The sequence below is a fragment of the Thermanaerosceptrum fracticalcis genome, assembly GCF_000746025.2.
Lineage (GTDB): Bacteria > Bacillota > Peptococcia > DRI-13 > DRI-13 > Thermanaerosceptrum > Thermanaerosceptrum fracticalcis.
The window spans coordinates 197470-216929 of sequence record NZ_CP045798.1 but is presented as its reverse complement, the minus strand read 5'-3'; the positions used below and the strand labels follow the sequence as shown (position 1 = coordinate 216929).

17 protein-coding genes are annotated in these 19460 nt (G+C 47.7%); 1 reads left to right on the top strand and 16 read right to left on the bottom strand.

Going from position 1 to position 19460, the window contains the following annotated elements; all coding sequences use genetic code 11:
• Positions 1-13: 13 nt before the first annotated feature.
• The 9 genes from BR63_RS01145 to BR63_RS01105 form a co-directional block, all read right to left on the bottom strand.
• Positions 14-1153, bottom strand: a complete 1140-nt coding sequence (locus BR63_RS01145) for a class II glutamine amidotransferase (protein WP_051965846.1) — start codon at positions 1151-1153, stop codon at positions 14-16.
• 415 nt (positions 1154-1568) lie between these two features.
• On the bottom strand, positions 1569-1766 hold the full coding sequence (thiS, locus tag BR63_RS01140) for a sulfur carrier protein ThiS (protein WP_034422952.1): 198 nt from the start codon (positions 1764-1766) through the stop codon (positions 1569-1571).
• 21 nt (positions 1767-1787) lie between these two features.
• Positions 1788-3941 (bottom strand): aldehyde ferredoxin oxidoreductase family protein, encoded by a 2154-nt coding sequence (locus BR63_RS01135; RefSeq protein ID WP_034422954.1) that lies wholly within the window; start codon positions 3939-3941, stop codon positions 1788-1790.
• A 24-nt stretch (positions 3942-3965) separates the two neighbouring features.
• A complete protein-coding gene (locus BR63_RS01130) occupies positions 3966-4355 on the bottom strand; it encodes a 4Fe-4S binding protein (RefSeq protein ID WP_051965848.1) in 390 nt (129 codons plus the stop codon).
• Positions 4356-4566: 211 nt separating this feature from the next.
• Positions 4567-5715, bottom strand: a complete 1149-nt coding sequence (locus tag BR63_RS01125) for an NAD(P)/FAD-dependent oxidoreductase (protein ID WP_034422956.1) — start codon at positions 5713-5715, stop codon at positions 4567-4569.
• Entirely contained in the window at positions 5708-6007 is a 300-nt protein-coding gene (locus BR63_RS01120) for a (2Fe-2S)-binding protein (RefSeq protein WP_034422959.1), read from the bottom strand. Before BR63_RS01120 ends, BR63_RS01125 begins: the two co-directional genes overlap by 8 nt.
• A gap of 1 nt (position 6008) precedes the next feature.
• Positions 6009-6503: a 4Fe-4S binding protein gene (locus tag BR63_RS01115; RefSeq protein WP_034422962.1), complete on the bottom strand. Its 495-nt coding sequence runs from the start codon at positions 6501-6503 to the stop codon at positions 6009-6011.
• A 23-nt stretch (positions 6504-6526) separates the two neighbouring features.
• Complete coding sequence (locus BR63_RS01110) at positions 6527-7648, bottom strand: NAD(P)/FAD-dependent oxidoreductase (protein WP_034422964.1); 1122 nt, start codon at positions 7646-7648, stop codon at positions 6527-6529.
• Positions 7645-7950 carry a (2Fe-2S)-binding protein gene (locus BR63_RS01105; RefSeq protein ID WP_034422966.1) on the bottom strand — a complete coding sequence of 102 codons (306 nt, stop codon included), beginning with the start codon at positions 7948-7950 and terminating at the stop codon, positions 7645-7647. Before BR63_RS01105 ends, BR63_RS01110 begins: the two co-directional genes overlap by 4 nt.
• Before the next feature lie 505 nt (positions 7951-8455).
• Between BR63_RS01105 and BR63_RS01100 the strand changes: the two genes are divergently transcribed.
• Positions 8456-10090, top strand: a complete 1635-nt coding sequence (locus BR63_RS01100) for a PucR family transcriptional regulator (RefSeq protein ID WP_034422968.1) — start codon at positions 8456-8458, stop codon at positions 10088-10090.
• A gap of 57 nt (positions 10091-10147) precedes the next feature.
• Here the strand turns inward: BR63_RS01100 and BR63_RS01095 are convergent, their stop codons facing one another.
• The 7 genes from BR63_RS01095 to pepV form a co-directional block, all read right to left on the bottom strand.
• Entirely contained in the window at positions 10148-11758 is a 1611-nt protein-coding gene (locus BR63_RS01095; RefSeq protein WP_034422969.1) for an OPT/YSL family transporter, read from the bottom strand.
• A gap of 117 nt (positions 11759-11875) precedes the next feature.
• Positions 11876-12940 (bottom strand): aminopeptidase, encoded by a 1065-nt coding sequence (locus tag BR63_RS01090; protein ID WP_034422971.1) that lies wholly within the window; start codon positions 12938-12940, stop codon positions 11876-11878.
• Positions 12941-13048: 108 nt separating this feature from the next.
• Entirely contained in the window at positions 13049-14575 is a 1527-nt protein-coding gene (locus tag BR63_RS01085; protein ID WP_051965850.1) for an AroM family protein, read from the bottom strand.
• Complete coding sequence (locus BR63_RS01080; protein ID WP_034422973.1) at positions 14568-15512, bottom strand: DUF1177 domain-containing protein; 945 nt, start codon at positions 15510-15512, stop codon at positions 14568-14570. The genes BR63_RS01085 and BR63_RS01080 overlap by 8 nt, the downstream gene beginning before the upstream one ends.
• A 36-nt stretch (positions 15513-15548) precedes the next feature.
• Entirely contained in the window at positions 15549-16637 is a 1089-nt protein-coding gene (locus tag BR63_RS01075) for a DUF917 domain-containing protein (RefSeq protein WP_034422975.1), read from the bottom strand.
• A gap of 45 nt (positions 16638-16682) precedes the next feature.
• On the bottom strand, positions 16683-17342 hold the full coding sequence (locus BR63_RS01070; protein WP_034422979.1) for an aspartate/glutamate racemase family protein: 660 nt from the start codon (positions 17340-17342) through the stop codon (positions 16683-16685).
• Between the two features lie 287 nt (positions 17343-17629).
• Positions 17630-19018, bottom strand: a complete 1389-nt coding sequence (gene pepV, locus BR63_RS01065; protein ID WP_051965853.1) for a dipeptidase PepV — start codon at positions 19016-19018, stop codon at positions 17630-17632.
• Between the last annotated feature and the right edge of the window lie 442 nt (positions 19019-19460).

Genomic DNA, 19460 nt, shown 5'->3' with positions numbered 1-19460 from the left:
TCTCCTTCTAGTGCTAGGAATTAATAGCAATACGCTCATTCTCTCCCGCAGCAAAGTTGTAATTGACCTGGGCATTTTCCAAAAGACCAATGACCGGTTCACCGCCCCGGGGAGCCCATACTTTATCGGGCTTGGGACAGATTTCCCGGATGGCCGATTCTTCACTGGCCACATAGAGGAAATCGCCTTTGATGGCGGCCACGGAGGGACGCAGTTTAATACGGTCATTCAAGGCAATCATGCCCTGGTTAGTGCCCACCAGGATGGAGAAAGGCCCGTTCACCAGGAGGCTGCCGTAAACAGCCCTGATAGCCTTTACCAGTTCCCGCTTTTCGGGGTCCATCCGGTTAATTTCCATCCAGAGGGGACTGGCCATGGCGGCCACCACCACATCCAGGGGCAGCCCCTGTCTTCTCATTAAATAGTCGAAGATATAAGCCATTACTTCTGTATCTGTCTGTAAAGTACATTTATAGCCGTACATTTCCAGGAAACGTCTATTAGTGCCATAAGAGGAGATTTCCCCGTTATGGACAACGGAAATGTCCAGTAAGGTAAAGGGATGAGCTCCTCCCCACCAGCCGGGAGTATTGGTGGGGAAACGGCCGTGGGCCGTCCAGATATACCCTTTATACTCATCGAGGCGGAAGAACTCGCCGATATCCTCGGGATAACCTACACCTTTGAAAGCTCCCATGTTCTTACCGCTGGAAAAGATATAGGCTCCTTCAATTTCACTGTTGACCTTCATGATAAACTTGACCACATATTCTTCTTCAGGTAAACCTGCTTGAATGACCATTTTACTCTTGGGCTGAACAAAGTAGCGCCAGATCACGGGAGCATCCTTGATGGCCTTTATTTTACGGGTAGGAATAGGTTCGTCAAAAATAATGGTAAACTGCTTGTTCAGCAAAGTTTCCACAGTCTCTTTGACAGTATCGTCATCAAAGAAGAAATGGAAAGCATAATCATCTTTAAAGTCTGGGTAAATACCATAGCCGGCGAACCCGCCTCCCAGTCCGTTGGACCGGTCATGCATGATAGCGATGGATTTAATGATATCTTCCCCGGAGAAACATTTGCCTTTTTTATTCATCATGCCGCTAATGGCGCATCCTGATGGTATCCTTACAACTCCCTCACGTAACATTACAATATACCTCCTTTATTTCCCGAACTGCTGTACTACCCGGTAATTTCATAACACCATTTATTTTGTTAGTGTATATTATAACAGTTTTCATCTGGATGGGAACTGGAATTCAGAAGAAATATTGTATACAAGAAAAGAATATTGTATACTGTTCTATAATAGTGTATGGTGTATACAGTCTTTAATTTTAGACGTACATAACACAAAACAGTCCGGTAATTGTTTTTAAACAATTACCGGACTGTTTTTTAAATTAGTATTACTATTGAAAAAAATTATATAATGCAATAAAAGCCGCAGCGCAAGACCCTCTATTTATGGCAGACCTTAATAATATACATTCCCGTAAAATAGGTGATTTCAGATATTAAAGACTGGTTTAACATAAGGGTGGAAGCCAGGTATGTTAAACCTAACCCCCAGCTATCAAATGAATGGCTTTTACGTCAGCACCATCCGGAATGATGGTACTGACGTATTCATTTTCAGGAATAGATAAGCCGTTAATGAGTACAACAATGGTGGGAAAAGTATAACCTTTCTTCTCCAGCAGCTTTTTGACTGTGAGGCCCTCCTCCCAGGGAGATTCTTCCCCGTTGACCTTGATCATTCTGACATTCCCCCAGTCATTTTATAGATATCTCTTCACAACCTCCAATACCTCCGGGAAATCCATACCCAGCCTCTGCAGGGTCGATAGTGTCGGAACAGCATTTTCCGTCCACCCCCTTCTCTTATACACAGCATCACACAGTTTTTGATACTGGTCTTCCCGGTATTTTCTTAAGGCAGCCATTTTCTCTTCCGTAGTCTTACCCTCAGGATCAAAACCCACCTTTTCTTTTAACTGCCTGTCATACCTTTCCGGTCTGGCTTCATATTCCTCCACGGTCACCGGCCCCATAGAGCGGTAGGGTATCTGGTCATGTTTCCGGGTACCAAAGCCCATTCTCAGGTTGAAGACCCTCTGGAAGTTATATACCCGCTCAGACTGGGTAATAAGGTCTTCTTTCGTAATATTCATGCCGGTAACGCCGTTAAAGAGGTCTACATAGTTCTGGACATGTTCGGGTATTTTGGCAGGTTCTGCCGTGGTGCGGTTGTCCGCAGGTACAATATCATTCCAGGGCAGCTTACAGAGCCCGTTGAGACTGAACCAGGTCCGGAACATGGGGAAGTAGTGGAGGGCTTCCGCTTTATCTTCAAAAGTGGGAATCTGGTTATTAACCATATCCATAAAGATCAGCCAGGCTTCATCATGCTGGGGCCCTTTGTTTGTTAACCCATAGCCGCCCTGCTGGGCCAGGGATTCCTTAGGAAGATAGATAGAATACTCCAGGCCTTTAACTTCCATGCCGATGTCCTGTAAGAAAGCAGGATCTGCGCCGTACTCCTCTACGAAGAGCTTCTTCAGACGGCGCACACCCAGGCCGGCAATCTTGCCGAATCCTTCACCGCGGGCCATCTGATGCAGGACTTCCATAGCAGCTTCTGCATTGCCGAAATTGAGTTCCAGGCCTCCGGTGATTTCCTTGTTGATAATGCCGTTTTCGTAACACTCCATGAGAAAAGCCATAATGGTGCCAAAAGATATAGTATCAATACCGTAGGTGTCACAGTAGAAGTTGTTTTCAATGATATATTCCGGGTCAAAGATACCACAAACAGACCCCACGCCGGCTACAGTTTCGTACTCCGGTCCGTCCACCAGGACCTTCTGCCCTTTATAAGGACCGGTCTTTAATTCGAAAGCATTGATGGCCTTGGCACAGGACAGGGTACACCCGTACCAGCAGCCGTCATGACCCGTCAGGTTAAAGTATTTGATAAAGGCGTCCGAAGTAATATTTTTAGCAGCGGGGTGGGAGCCAAACTTAAAGTTATTGACAGGCAGAATATCATAATCGTTCATGATCTTGGTAAGATAGGTGGTACCGCCGATACGCATCTTGTTCTGGGAATTGTCCAGGGTAGCAATCTCCTTATGAAGTTTAATCCCTGCCTTATCCAGGAGGGTCTTATCAGCGGGGTGATTTAAGTCGCCTTTAATCCTGGGGCCTCTGACCACCAAGGCTTTAATTTTCTTATTTCTGAAGACCGTGCCAATACCACCCCTTCCCGCCTGTTTAATTCGTACAGCCTTCCTTCTTTTGTCGTAAAAAGAGAAATTAAGCATGCCGATGAGGGTATGCTCCGCCGCCGCCCCTGTAGAAACCACAGAAACATTTACTTTGTCCTCTTCGTTAGCGGCATACATTTCCGTAAGCTGTTCCACCAGGATATGACTGTTAACATCTTCCAGGGGTGCTTCTTCAATGGTGACCGTTCCATTGACGCCATCTATAAAGACAATAACGTCGTTCTCAGCTTTACCCTGGATTTCCAGGGCATCAAAGCCGGAAAACTTGAGAAGAGGACCGAAATAACCGCCCACGTTGCTGTCAATGACAGTATGGGTAAGGGGTGACAAACTCACCACATATGACTTACCGGCACCGGGGTACTGAGTAATACCTGCGATGGGTCCTGGAGCGATGATGATTTCATTCTCGGGATCATCCCATTTGGTATTTTCCGTAATACCATCCCATAACAACTTGAGCCCAAAGCCCCTGCCGCCGATGAATTTTTCCTTCATCTCCTGGATAACGAACTTTTCAGCCACTTTATTCTCCGAAAGATTGACATACAAGGTTCTGTTGGCATAGCCTTTTTCCACCGTACCCGGTGTGTATTTAAACTGGGCTAACAGCCTATGGGCTTCTTTCAACTTCTCTACACTCATCTTTTTCGCCTCCTCCATCATCATTTAGATTACTTCTTCAATAAAAATGGCTCCCGTAGGACACTGCTTGGAACAAATCCCGCAAGCCACACACTTGAAAGGCTCCAGGTATTCGTGATGTTGGAACATGGCTCCCACGGGGCAGAATCCTACACAGACAAAGCAGCCTACACAGAGGTCTTTCTTTATTCTGATTACACCGTTCTTGTCTTGATAGATAGCTAAAGCCGGGCAAACCTCCATACAGACACCGCACTGGGTACAGGCATTAATGCTCGAAGCCCCCTTCTCTCCAGTCTCAATTCTGATGGATGATTTTTCCCTGTTTTCCTCTTTAAAATAAGTCTTGGAACACAGATCCTCACAGATCTGACATGCAGTACACAACTCTACTTTTTTGGCCAATCTTTTCAATTTTCTTCACCTCCGGATATTGTTTTAAGAAATACGGCTGCGCCGCTCGGACTTCCGCTTTCCGACTTCCGATATCAATCTTAGTGACCAGAGCCCAGTGACCAGTAACCGGAAAACGACATCCGATCGCCGACTACCGAAGTCCGACCCAAAACCACTAGTAACTAGGAACTAATAACTTAAGTACTGCCAACTGCGAACTGCGAACTAACTATACTACGCTGGGTTCCACATACAAACTGCCCTCGGCGAAACGTTTGACCCCGTACATTTCAATAGGATATTGAGGTTCCAGGCCCAGCATAACCTCAGCCATCAATTTGCCCACCACAGGGGCCATCATAAAACCGTGCCCGGAGAAACCGGCTGCCACAAAGAAACCAGGCACTTCGGGAATAGCCCCCAAGATTTGGGTTTTATCCGGGGTTAAATCATAAAGACCGCTCCACTGGCGCACCACCCTTACTTCTTTAAGAACAGGCAGCATAAAGGTAATTTTGGCCGCCGTTTCATGGAGGAACTGCCAGGTAGAATCCTCGTTAAAATCTTTAACCTCATGGGGATCACCCAAACCCATAAGAAAACCTCCGTGAGGTACCTGCTGGCAGTAGGTGCCATGGTAAAAGGACATGACCATAGGTCCCAGCAGGGGTTCTACAGGTTCAGTCACCAGAATCTGGTGCCGTTCCGGATAGATAGGCAAATCTACGCCTACCAGCCGGGCCAACTGCCGGGTATAAGCACCGGCACAGGCGATAACCAGAGGTGTTTCAATAATACCGGCCGTAGTTTCTATCCCTTTGATCTTGTCGCTGTTCCGGGGCAGGTCAGTGACTTTGGTATATGTCAGAATTTCGACACCCAGTCGTTTGGCGGCCTGGGCATAGGCATCCGTAGTTTTGAAAGGATTACAGTGCCCATCTTTGGGACAATAGGTAGCTCCATGTAAGCCCTGGGTATTTAAATGCGGTACAATCTCTTTGACTTCTTCAGGAGTCACCCAGCACGAGGGAATACCCAGCCTATGCTGGAGCCCAATATTCATATGAAACTGCTCCACCATTTTTTCCGTATAGGCCAGGAGCAGGTAACCACTCTGCTTAAATTCGATACTGCCCGGATATTCCAGTTCTTCTTCCAGGTTTTCCAGCATTTTGATGCTGTCCCGGGCAAGAATACAGTTAGGTTCAGTACCCCACTGCATGCGAACTCCCGCACCACAGCGGCCGGTAGCCCCGCTGGTCAGGTATTTTTCCTCAACCAATACTACTTTTTTACAGCCTAATTTGGCCAGGTTATAGGCAGTAGCACAGCCTACAATTCCTCCACCGATGACTACCGCATCTGCCGTTTTAGTCATGGCTCTCCCCCCTTGCCAGTATGCCTAGTTTGATGGGTGCAGCAAGGGGACGGAAAGTGGTAAATTTTATGTCGCCAACGTATTTGCCCGTAGTCCTGGCAATTTCCCCAGCAAGCAAAGCAGAACAGGTACGGCCCTGGCAGGGTCCCATGCCAACCCGCAGAAGACGTTTTAGCTGTTCCATGTCCGTTATGCCCCGGCTGATAAAGGAATGGATTTCCTCCAGGATCACATCCTCACAACGGCAGATTATGGTAAATTCTTCTTCCTTTGCATATTCTTTTCCCGCCATGTTACCGTACCTCCTCCATTTTAAAATGACGCACTTCCATAGAAAGATCTTGGGGTACGGCCAACCAGACGATATTTGTACCATCCATTTGCTTCCCGGACTGGACCTTCACCACGCGGGCTTCGCCCACTGCCGCCCCTGAACGGTTAATAGCGCTAACGATATCTCCCGGTTTCGGTAAAGGCAAAAATTCATAAGGCAGTTTTACCAGGGCCTCACTATCACTGTAAGTCTGGTCAACTACGAAGATAGCCAACCCCGGACAGCGGTTAACGCATAAACCGCAGCCGTTACATTTTTCATGGTCAATCCGCGGTCTTTCATTAATATCGGCAAAAGGAGCGATGGCCCGCCGCAGGCAGCTGTGATAACAGGGATCACAAGGTATTTCCTGAAAACATTCGGCAATGGCTACAGGCCCCCGGGCTAACCTCTCCGGAGCGGGTAAAACCTGGGCCAGGTCTTCTATGGTGGGAACACCGTTTTCTGCTAACACAATACTACCCCCTTTGTTAGATCTTAGAAATTAGAGCTTAGAGGTAAAACTCTAAATTCTTGCCTCTCGATTAGGGTCACTTTTTTCAGTCCTTTTCTGATTTTCTCTCCCACCGGTCCTGAGCGTAAGTTCTCCAATTCCCTTAAAATATTGGCCCGGCGGCTGTTAAAGTCCGATGCTGAATATCCCAGGGCTCTGGCGGCACTTAGCCCCGCCAGGGCACCTTCCATCATGGCTGCCGATGCTTCCTCTATACCGCCTGCGTCACCGGCAATATAAATACCCGGTACCGAGGTCTCCATGTCCACGTTTCTTAAGGGAACATAACCGCTTAATTCGGGAACATATTTCATAGCACAACCCGCCTGCCAGAGAATTTCCGTAAGGGGGCTTAGTCCTACAGACAGGCAGATAACATCCACGTCAAAATCTTTTTCTGTCCCCGGTATGGGCCGCCATTGATCATCCAACTCCACGGTCGTGGCACCTTCTACTTCCTTTTCCCCCCAGGCCCCCTTAATCGTGTGCCTGGTATAGATGGGTACGCCAGCCCGTACTACCTTGGCCGCATGAACCCAGTAGGCCCCAATCCGTGGGGCCGCCTCTACTATCCCGGCTACCTCCACCCCGGCCTGCAGGAGCTGATAACTTACTATAACTCCAATATTACCTGCTCCCACCATTAAAACCCGCTGCCCAGGTTTGACCCCATAGACGTTGACGAGGGTTTGTACGGCTCCGGCCCCATAAACGCCAGGTAAATCATTGTTGGGAAACGGCAGGGTCTTTTCAGCTCCTCCGGTGGCTACAATGATTTTTTGGGGCTTGATTTTCAGGAACCTTTCATCTTTCTCTACAGTCACTACGCCGTCTTTATAGTAGCCCAGGGCTGTTGCGGCAGTCAGAACTTTAATGTTTTCTTCCTCTTCCACAGCAAAAGAAAGTTCCCGTGAAATATTGACACCCCGTTCTGAAGCCCGCTGTTCTTTGGAACCAAAGAAACGATGGGTTTGCTTGATTAGCTGCCCCCCCAGGTAATCATTCCTGTCAATAATGACAACGGAAGCCCCCAAGGAAGCGGCATGAAGGGCTGCCATCAGGCCCGCCGGACCTCCGCCAATAACACAAATTTCACACGCTATCACTTCAACTCACCCTTCCCTTTCTGGGTCATAACATTCATACCTTCCCGTAATTTTTCCACACATACCCGCACATTAGGTTTGCCATCCACAATCATTAAACAGGATGAACAATTGCCAATATTGCAGAACAAGCCCCGGGGGCGGTGCAGGTGAATACTTTCCCGCATGGTTCGTATCCCGTTAGCGTGGAGTGCTGCGGCAACGGTCTCGCCTTCAAAGCCTTCTAATTCCCGGCCGTTATAGGTAAACTTAATCTTCTTTTCCCTTGTAAAATCTAAGATGGGATGTTCGTATACGCGCATGGTTGTTCCCCCCTGTCGTTGTAATCACTATATATTGCAAGAAGTATGCCAAGTAAAGAAAACTTGGCTTGCGCCATACGAGACTAGGAGCACGGCGACGCAGCGAGACTTGTGCCGTGGTGCAAGCCTTGTCGCAGGCGGAAGCCTTAGTTGCACTTATGCCTCCTCAAACTTATACTTCTGTATTTTTTAAAAAAAGAGCGTGTAAACACACGCTCTCTGATCAGAAGAAATTGTTTTACTGTATACATATGTCAGTTTTTTGTACACCTGACAGGATTACTGAAACCCTATTGAGAAAATTAGATCTTTCAATTCCCTGGAATAGTCAGTAATCACCCTGGCTTCATTTTTCATTTTAATGTACCTTGGTTTTTAAAATTATGCTAGAATTAAAGCAAAAAATTTCAGACTTGGACCAATATTTGAACAACCAGCTATTTGCCTTTTGTAGAAGATAGCTCATCTACAAGGGATCAGAATACTGGCGAAGGGGGTGAACCGTGTGTTAAGGGTCAAGGACTTATTGTATTTGGATAAGAATTTCAAAGATATCCAGATTATAGCCGGCTCCAAAGGGATAAACAGGGTCATCAAAGATGTGGAAATTTTGGAAGTACCCGATGGCATCTACTGGGCCCAAGAGGGAGATTTTATTATCACAACCGGCTATGTTTTCCAAAACGACCAAAAAGGCCTTTATCATGCCATAGAGGTCTTAAACAGCAAGAAATGCTCCGGTATCGGTATAAAAACAGGGAGATTCCTGAAAAAACTCTCGCCGGAAATCCTGGAGCTCGCCAACAGGATTGGGGTTCCCCTCCTTGAAATTCCCATACAGCTGGGTTATAGCGACCTCACACGGCCCATTATGAGCAAGCTGCTGGGTGAAAGGAGCTATTCTTCCTATGTCTTTGAACAATTCACCAACAACCTTTCATCCATTGCCAATCAAAACTTTGATCTTAACAACATTCTTCATTTGTTAAAAACCTACATCAACATGCCTATATTTATGCTCTCCAACCGTTACAAGATATTAAACACTGTCCAGCACCCGACCAAAGCCCTGGAGCGGCTCCCCGTGAGCCGCATGATCAATGTCATTCAGGAACACTCTGACCAGATAAAGTTCATAAATGTGCCTTTTACATACAAGGACGAAAATGCCTATTACCATATATTTGCTATTAAAGAACCGGAACAATTGCTGGGCTACCTGTGCATCATCGATACCAGCTATGATCAGGATTTTCTGCCTCAGTACCTGCAACTAATCAAAGAAACCATTCTTTATCTGACCATCTGGATGATTTCCAACCATAAAGACAAGATTCAGAACAAGTCCAAGGAAGATTTTTTCCTGGACCTGCTGCACGGGAACTATCTCAACAACAGTGAATTGCACCGGGACGCTACTTTTTACAAGCTGGACATCAACACGAAAAACCTGGTCTGGGTCATAAGCCTCCAGGAAAGCAAACAGGAAAAAAACAGCAAGGGCAAAAATACCGGGACCATAATGGATAAGGCCCGCCTAAAGGCGGAAAAATACTGCCCTGATACGACGTTTATCGCCGATGACAGCAAGCTCATCTGCATCCATCTGGCCCAGGACAGTGGCAGTTTGTTAACACGGGACTATTTTGCCAGGATCCTGAACACTCTGAACGATACCTCCTCACAGCATACGTTTATCGCTGGGGTCAGCAGAGAACATGACACTCTGCAAGATCTCAAAGCGGCTTACGAAGAAGCCCTGCTCAGCTGTTATATTGGTCCCAGGGTTTCAAGTATGGTACGCGGCGTATACTTCTACAAGGACCTAACAGTTTATCATCTCCTATACGAATATGCCAATCACCCCATGATGATGAAAATATATGAAAACACCGTGGAAAAACTGACCTCCTTCGACCAGTTAAACGGGAGCGAGCTTTTAAAAACCCTGGCAACCTTTATAGACTCCGACGGCAAGATTGGCAATGCGGCCAAAAAACTGTTTATTCACCGGAACACCCTGTACAACAGGCTCCAAAAAATCACAGAGATTACAGGCTACAACCCCTATGACAGTGAAGGCAGACTCCTTTTGCTGCTTAACCTGAAATTCCATGATATAAAAAATATTGTCAAATAAAACAAAAAAAGGGTGCTTTCCATAAAGACAGCACCCTACACTGCTCGCCAACTGGCGTTACAGCTTCTTATATTTGTACAACGAACTGAAGAAACTGTATAAGGCATCGCCGGCAATGATGCCTGCGGCAACAATGCTCATTGGGGTCTCGGCTTCCTTGCCTTTGACTTTCAGGATAATTGTCCTGATCAAAATGGCGGTAAGCACTGCCCAACCTGCTTTGGGATTCAAAATCAAAAGACCGGTAGCTAAGAGCACGCCCATTTGGCGTTCAGGGCCGCCAAGCAATTGAATGATGGCGCCCGGTATGGCCCACAAGAACAGCTGCCTCGCTATGTCGCTGGATACGCCGGCCTTGATTGTGGCGGCATAAACCCTGTCTACGGGCGGGAAAAGATTCTGAGCAAAGTACAGCTTGTAGCTCAACAGTACCGTTACAAAAGCAATGGCAAAACCGATCAACTCGGCATAGAATTGGTGCCTGCGCCCTGTCATTTCAAACTCCGTGTCTTTCCCGTAACCGCGGAGGATATAACCTGTCTTCAGGTCGTAAGCCATATCAGCAAAAGCCGGGCCCGTGGCCGCGCTGAATCCAACAAGGAGGGCAAGGGCAACGGGGGGAAAACCAATTAAAATTCCAATTACTAAAGTAATTAAGGCAACAGCAAAAGCAGGGAACCATCCGGAATGCATGGCCGCAATACCAACGATGATTTCATGAACGTAGGCGGCAAAAGCAGCGTAAATAAGATACAGCAATAACATGCCTAAGGACATCTCAGCATAAATACCACCAAAGAAAGCGATGAGAACAGAGATAATAATGTAGGCAGCGGCCCCGTAAACCAGTGTTTGCTGGGCGTCTTTTTCCGTCCTGGTAAAACTATATTCCTTAGCTGCCGCCGATTCTGACCTGGCTACTTCCTCTTTTTTCTTCCGGAATATCACCAGGGTAACCTGGATCAGGGCTACCAGCCCGGCACCAATCATTATGCCATGGGGGATATACAATTTATTGATGTCAATCTCGAAAAGGGAGATGGAATACCCGCGGAGCAACAGGCCTATACCAAACATGGTCAAAGCCCAGATGTTACCTATAAATGCCACACCGAAAGCAGACATGGGAATACCGAGATAAGAGCCCAAAACACCGCCGGCTACACCGTAACCCAGCAGCCTGGCCCTTTTCCCTCCCTGGTCGCCGGCAATGATGGCTTCGGCGGTAGCTACCCCGGGCGGCCACGCCCCACTGGCGGGGAATACCTTGGAGTCAAACATCCGGTACAGAATAGTGGCATCGACAATCATGGCCACCCCCGCACCAATCAACATTGGCATTACCAGCTCAGGTTTGCCCATGAGATACGGTATACCTATAGGAATCAATAAACTGTTGGCCGCACCAAACGTGGCCCCCGAAATCGAAGTTTGAATGAAGTTCTGCCGGTGCACATTCCTAAACCTGCGGCATATACTGATAGGAAGCCTGGCGACAGCCATGGCGATCAGGGCCCCTATAATGGATGTATTGGCGGTAATACCCAATGAAACAATTAATTGCAGGCCAATAATGGCTCCAAAAATACCTGTGGCTAGAATCAAAACCAAGGTAAGCGGTTCAAACAAAGAAACGTGTTTAGTTGTGTCGCCATTATATTTATCCATATACTTCCCCCTTTACTCTTAATTTGAAATACATTCCAGCGCTCTCCGGTGAATTCACGGTGTAATTTGATAATCACCCCCTTTCCTTAAGCCAAACATTAGATAAAGTCTAACTTATTAATAGCCTGTAATATTTAATTTTTTGCAGAATTCTCTGATTTCAGGCAATTGGTAGATCCCGTTCTCTTCAAGGGTGACACCGTCCAGAATTATGGTGGGCCTCAAGACAATGCCGTCCGTGTGGGAAGCGGCGGACCAGCATTCACCCATAATTTGGGCCCCCTGGCTGCCAATACCCATTTCGATGCAACCAAAGACCCTCTCGTCTTCAACTATCCTTCCTGTGGGTTTGGTTACACCGGGATTAAAACCGAGGGAATAGTGGGCCAGCCGGTACATATTGGGATCGTTGAATGATTTCAGCCAGTTAGCAAAAATCTGGGCTTCTACTCCACCTTGGATATCAACCACTCTACCTTCCCGAAGTTCCAGTTTTACGGAGTTTCGCAAGATCCCCAGCTCGAAGGGCGGGAACAAGGCACCATCAAAGACCAGAGTCCCATTGATCGTGCTCTCGATAGGACACCAGCTCACTTGTCCTCCCAGCATGACAGGATAGCCTTTATGGATGGCTTTTTGCCCTGAATGGCGTACTTTCCTGCCCCGGTTGTATGCTTTAAGGTTAGTCCCGTTCTCACTTTTGATAATTACTTCATCGGCAGACTGGCAGATTTCCTTAAGTTTTTCTCCCATCTCTATCATCAGGTCATAATCCACTCTTGTAATGGTTTTGACCATCATCTCCACATCCATACCCGTAAGGCAAATATACCTGACCCCGTTTTTGATCGACTTTTTCCAGGCAGGGGTATGCATAATATACGAATAGGTAAATTCAATCCAAACATCGGCATCGGCTACCGCTGAACCTATCGGTTTAGGCGGTTCAATGCACGCGTTGGGAGCGGTCGGGTAATAGATTACGGTAGGGATAGCGCCAATAGAATATACGGCATTGGCCGCAGCCTCCACAACCCTCCTGTCGGTGGCAGTATCAGCCGTGATAACCACGTTTTCCCCTTCTTTAACCAGCATCACATCCTTCACCAACTTCAAGGCACCCTTTGCCGTTTCAAAAGAGAGATATTGACTTGCCGGCTCAATTCCAATGTTTAGTTCCACAACAAACCACCCTGTCTTTATTGATTTAACTCGATATTCCTTTATATTCAGATTATTGCCCTTGTTTTATTGATGAGAAATCATCTATATAAACCTTGAACTTAAATATCAGGCAGTCACAGGATTAAACAATTCCGCGACTACCCTGGCCGCCAGCGTCCTGGGCAGCATCACAGGTTTCCCCGTAATCTCCTTGACCCTGTTCTTCATTTTTACCGTATAACCCATACAGTCCATGAAAATCAAGGAGACAGCTTTTGTTTTCAACCTTTCGGCTGCATCCTCTATGTGCCTGAAGTCTTGATAAGGGGACGCCACTTCGACCTCAACCTTGACTCCGCTTCTGTTCCACCAGGCGGCAATTTGTTCCCGCTGGTCTTCATCGGGTATGAGAAGGCCCACCGGTTGTCCAGCGGCCACCTGAGCCGTTACAGAATGAAGAAGGTCCTGGGGTTTCAGCAAGAGATTGCTATGCCTAAATTCGGGGAACCTCCCCGTGCATAATAGGAGATTGGCCTCCACACCATGCCTTTCCAGTTGGTCGATGGCGTTTTGCAACAGGGGCAAAAGGTGATGCTCGGCAATTTTAACCTGCCTGCCATCCCGCATGCGCGTGACCAGGACCTCGTCTCCCTCCTTGGGGCTGAAGCTGTGCACAACCTGTTCATAAGTAAAGTCATCCAGGGCTCCCTTTTGTATGATCATGATGTGTTGACCGAGGACCCGTTCGATATCGGGAACCATATCGTCTCGGGGTGACTGTCCTATGGTGATGGCGCCGATTTTAACTCTCTTTTTCTCTTTTATCATATTCAGCTTATACCCGCAGCCAATATGCCTGCCGCATCCCTGGCAGGGGGTCTGGCACTGGACCAGGGACTGCCTGGTGCCCGATACTTCGTTAACACCTTCTTTGATCTCGCTGATAACCTGGATAAGCTTTAATACTTCTTCTTCCTGCCCCCATGCTTCCAGGGTCACACTGCCCTGGGCCTCGCCAATCCCTCCTGCACCAATGGCGTGACATTCAACGGCAGCAAGATGTTTTACCGCTTCAATCTCGGTTATAACCTCCCCGTATATGGGCATCAGCCCTACAGACATGCCCCACGACAGGTCTTTCCCCTTCCTGCCGGTCTCCTTGATTATTTCCTCCAGGTTTCCAGGCACTAGCTTTTCCAGGCCTACAGGAATCAAGACGTGAGCCCCCTCGCAGTACCAGGAACTCAAGGATTTACCTACATTGCCGCCGCCTGCGCTGCCGGCCATCAGGGCAGCCTTTTTGTTTCCATCAATGGCGTTGGCTCCGGAAACAATTACGTCCCTGGGGCCCAACTGCTGTACCTCTTCCACAATAGTGTCATCGATGTTTCTCCAATCTCCCTTTTCGATAAGCACCGAATGGGGATCGCTGGTATCGATGAGACCGGCAACAGTCCCTCTTTCCGTGATTCTTCCGGAAATTCTTAAGGGCCTGCCAATGAGTATCTCCGCAATTTTCGATACCGTGGTTCCACCTTTCAATACTACTTTCCCGTTAATTAGAGCGTTTTTTAACAGGGGGTGCTGGGCCACCCCCCTGGCTATGAGTTGTTTACCTTCTTCCACTGTCAACGTAAACTGAACCCTATTCACTTTCGACAGCCCCCATAGTTTGGAATCTTTTTAAATCTCCATAAAGCTGGGTTATTCTAGTGTATTCGTCTTTGTTGTAAAACTCACATTTTCCGTCGCCAAAGCTTTTAGCTACCTCAATGACAAACCTGCAGGCTCCTTCTATGTCAAGGGGATGGCTGGCTCCCGTGGCACAACCGGGTACAGGCATTTCAGCAGTGATAGCCACGCCTACTACCGGAGCGCTGGTGGCCACGGCAGGCTGCAAGATACTGTTGAGATGATAAAGGCCATTACCGTAAGGGGTGATATCCTGATGGGTCACGGGGAATACAATGGGAAGTTTTCCGGTGGTCCTCGTCATAATGTCCAGCAAGTCATCACTGGTTTTTAATATATATCCTTCCTTGATTGTGGGCGAGATGGCAAATCCCCTGGTATTGATTACCCTGTTTCCCTTGGTGGTATCTATAGACAAGATAGCATCCATAGCGGGAGTTACTTCCAGTTCGTTCATTGTCTTGATATCTATGGGCGAATCCATGAAAGGAACAGGCCTATGCTCCTTGGTCGGTGCATCAGGGCAGATGTGGGTTGTAACAATCACATCCCCTTTCAGCAAATCTCCGTTTTTTTGCATGTCTGCAAGTTTTAGCGCTACGGCCAGGGCAGCAAGAGCTCCATCACCGTCTGAAACGAACCCGACAATTTCCGGTCTCGCTCCCAGTCCTCCTAACCTGCCAATGACTCCCAGGGTGGGGGCAGTACCACCACCGGCCTTGCCCTTACTTCCCCTGATTAAAACCTTAATTGCATCCGTAGAACCTTTAGGACCTTTAACCGTTTTTACTTCCACATCCTGGGTCCCTCTACTCCTCAAAAAAGCCGCTACCTCATAACCATTAGCATCCGCCTTGTCAAGCAATTCAAAAATCTCTAACAGCTGTTTTAAGACCATGACAATCCTCCTGAAATCAAATCTTTTTCGCGGTGATCAATCCCCCTGCGAGAAATGATAATCTACCATTTGTTTATTGATTATCCTTTCCACTTCTACAAACAGTTGCTGGTCATACATGCCTTTACCCAGGATCAATGCGTGCTTGGGAACCTTAATCAAGGCTAATTTATCGCCCTTTGCCACTTGCGCGCTGGTTTTCACCTTTCCCGTCTCTAAGTCCAGCGTAACAATCAGATCGGGAAAGGTGGCCAGTCTTTCTCCCTCTTTTTCCACGGTCATGTATTCATTCCAAAAGGTGACTTCAATCTCATTGATCATCATCTTGCCCACATCGAACCCGTCCCGGGTTTCCAGTTTAAAATCCCTAACGGTCCCCTCACTTATTACTTCGAGGGGCATTAAACGAGAAAGACCTTGTAGTATTTTGATATAGTCCCCTTCATTATTTAGAAAAATTTCCCCTACTTTAATAGCCTGTTTCAATGCTCCGGGTGCAGCATTTTTCCTCAGGTAACCAGCCTTTACACAGTTCCTGAGGACCGTAACCAGCCCTCCTGCCTCCACCGCTGCCCGCCTTACAAGCCTAGAAGCCGCATCAAGCCTGCCACGGACGGCCATTTCCAGGTATTTTCCCGTTTCTTCCTTACCTCCCACGGCCACCTGGCAACTAACATAAGAAGGATCCATGCTGAGTCCCATGCTGCCCATCTGCCCGGTGGGATGAGCCCTGCCGTTACATGGAGCGTCAATTACGGGTATACCTGTTATAGCAGAAAGGACCCAGCCGTTGGTGGTGGAATGACCGCCATTCTCGTTGGTAATCACACCTTTGATCTCCTGGTGGAAAAAATCTTGAAAAAGCTCCATTGCCCTTTTGCAGTGCTCAGCCGTCACATACCCCTCCTGGGCAGCGGGTGCTCCCACGGCCGAGGCTGTTATAACACTGGCATCGTCAGCGATGCAGTCAAGGGGGACAATCTTTATATCACCCAGTTTCAGCGCTTCCAGAGCCGTAATCAATCCTGTCTCCACAGATCCTCCCCCACCCCCGCCCAGGAACGCTCCTCCGTATACAGCAGCCCTAGCTATTTCGGGGGTAATCGTGATAATACTCCCATCCATAAACAATTCATCTCCCCTTGTTTTATGGCACACTTGTAAAGGTTTTTAATTTGCTCTTTTATGGACACATTGGCCGAGCATCATGATGCCCTCAGCTATTACAGGGTCCGCCACAGGTATGGCAACCTCCTTTTGCAAAAAAGGCACTATCCCGGCGGTAGACATGCCTGTACAGGCCAGGGCAATTGCTTCTGCTCCCTGCCCTCTCAATCTCCTGCAAGCATGTAAAACAGCTTCCCTGCCTTCCTCAGTGAGAAGATCCAGTGTGTTTCTCACTCCTTCCGGACGGATATAGCCCACGGACCTGCTGCCCAATATCCTGTCATATTTAGCGGGGCTGTTTTCCTCGATCCCTATGATGCCAACTCTTTCTCCCAAGGTCAGACTGTAGGCTGCTGTGGCTGTGCCAGCTCCCACAACGGGAATGGCCAGCAACTTCCTTAGTTCGTCCACCCCAGGATCCCCTGCACAGCTTACAATCAATCCGTCCAAATAAGGCGCCCACTCTAGTGCCAGCTTTATTATCTTAGGTAGCGCCACCTGAAAGGTAACCTCATCATATATTCCATAGGGCTGGTCCGGGATGCACCTGGTCTCGATTTGAAACTGCGGGAAATACCTCTCCAGTAAATCTCCATGGGCGTGCAATATTTGGGGATCCTGGGTGGTTAAAACCCTGATAACTCCAATCCTGTATTTTTCCATACCTGCCTTGCTCCTTTCTCGCTGAATGTTCTATACTTTTTGAATCTCTAAATTGCTCCCAGGAATGAAGGGGGCTAAAGGACAAGGGTTTTGGCTCCGGCAGGGCCGGAACATTGCTAGTGTATTCAGCAAAGAACCAGCTTCATCCTGTATGCAACTGCCCATTGTTTTGGGGTACCAATTGTACAAAATTGCACCTACCAAAAAAAAAGATGCACATGGCCTCCTGCCGGGCAATGCCCGGTGCCACTGTACATCTTTTCTACTGAACAATCTATCTATATTTTTTACCTGGCCATAAGATACAAAGCTTGGGCATATATTCTCGCAATCTTTGCCAGATCCTCCGTTGAAATGTACTCATCCACCTGGTGAGCCAGTTCCATCTGGCCCGGGAAGACCGGCCCGAAAGCCACGGTGTTTTCCACATACCTGCAATAAGTCCCCCCGCCGATGGACAGCAGGGTAGGCTCAAGGCCCGTTACTTCCTGGTACGCCCGCTGCAGCATGGCGATAGGAGGCTTATCCTTATCAACATATAGGGGTGGTTTATGGTTTGCTATGTTTACTTCTGTTCCTTGATCAGCCAGTCCTTGCTGTATGCTAGCCCATATCCCGGCAAAATCTGCAGTCACAGGATACCTTACATCAAAAACAACTTTACCGCCAGAGGGGCTTAAATCTATTATGCCTATGTTCAGCGTCAAGGGGCCCGATACGGCATCACTACATTTTATGTCCAGGCCCTTCCCATCTGTTCCCATACCCACCTTGCCATCCAGTTTCGCGAGGAATTCCTTCATCTCCCCCGATTTCAGTTCCAGCCTGCTTAAGACCTTGACCAGTTGACCAATAGCGTTTTCACCTTGGTGCGGAAGACTGGCATGAGCAGATATCCCATAAGACTTGATAAGGACGCCATCCCGCTCCCTGTAAACTTTTATTTTTTCTCCCAATCCCAGAGCGTCTATAACTTCATGTATACCCACATCTGTCTTGTACCGGGCCTCGGCATAATCCGGCACTACATTTGCCCTGGTACCGCCCTTTATATACTCTATTACACTGCCTGCCACGGCTTCCTGGCTGAACCTTGCCTCCAGCTCAAACCTTAAAATGCCTTTTTCCGCATATATGACAGGAAATTCCGCATCAGGCGAAAAGCCGTACAAGGGCCTTTCCTCATTCTCCAGGTAATGCTTGATACACCTTCCTCCCGTTTCCTCATCGGTACCAATGATGAGCCGGACCCTTTTCCCGAAATTTAAGTTCGTATCCTTGATGGCTTTCATGGCAAACAAGCAGGCAATCAGAGGTCCTTTGTCGTCTAAAGCCCCTCTGCCGTATACTTTCCCGTTTACCACCTGTCCCTCATAAGGCGGATATTTCCATCCGTCCCCCTCGGGCACCACGTCTACGTGGCATAACGCGGCCACCATTTCTGCTCCTTCGCCTATTTCCACATATCCCGCATATCCGTCCACGTTCTTTGTTTTTAGTCCTAGTTCTTCTCCCAACCGCAACACATACTGCAGCGCCTCGTCTATTCCTTCCCCGAAAGGCTTATCCGGACCTGCCGGCTGTTCCAGTATGCTTTTTATCCTGACCAGTTCCGAAGTATGTTTCACAATCTGTTCTCTATACACGAGAACTTGCCTGTCCAAATCGATCTCCATTTTATCCTCTCCCCATTCTTTAGGTCACCCTCTCCATTCCTATCGCCCTTCCTTCATCCGTGCTCAATTTTAGCATAACAAAACCTCCTCTACAATCCAGGATCATTATCAGTATTTCCCGGGCCATGCACAGGATAAGTAAGGAGCATTAAGTTCCCTCCGGGTAAAATAGTCCCCTAACACACCCCTATTTTTAGGAAATTATAAGATTACCTAAAAACCACCCATGCCTAGAAGGCACAACCAATTATGAAAATATGTAGAAGTGATTACAATGGTCTAATTTTCTGCTACATTGGAATTATCAGGGACAAAGGTTGATTGTATTTTGATGGTATAACCTCGACTAAAAACCTAACCTGATTGCCTTTGAGCACGGCCAATTGTCGCCCCTTGTTTTTAAGGACTTGGGAACAGCACGGGTACTAAACTCCATATTTTC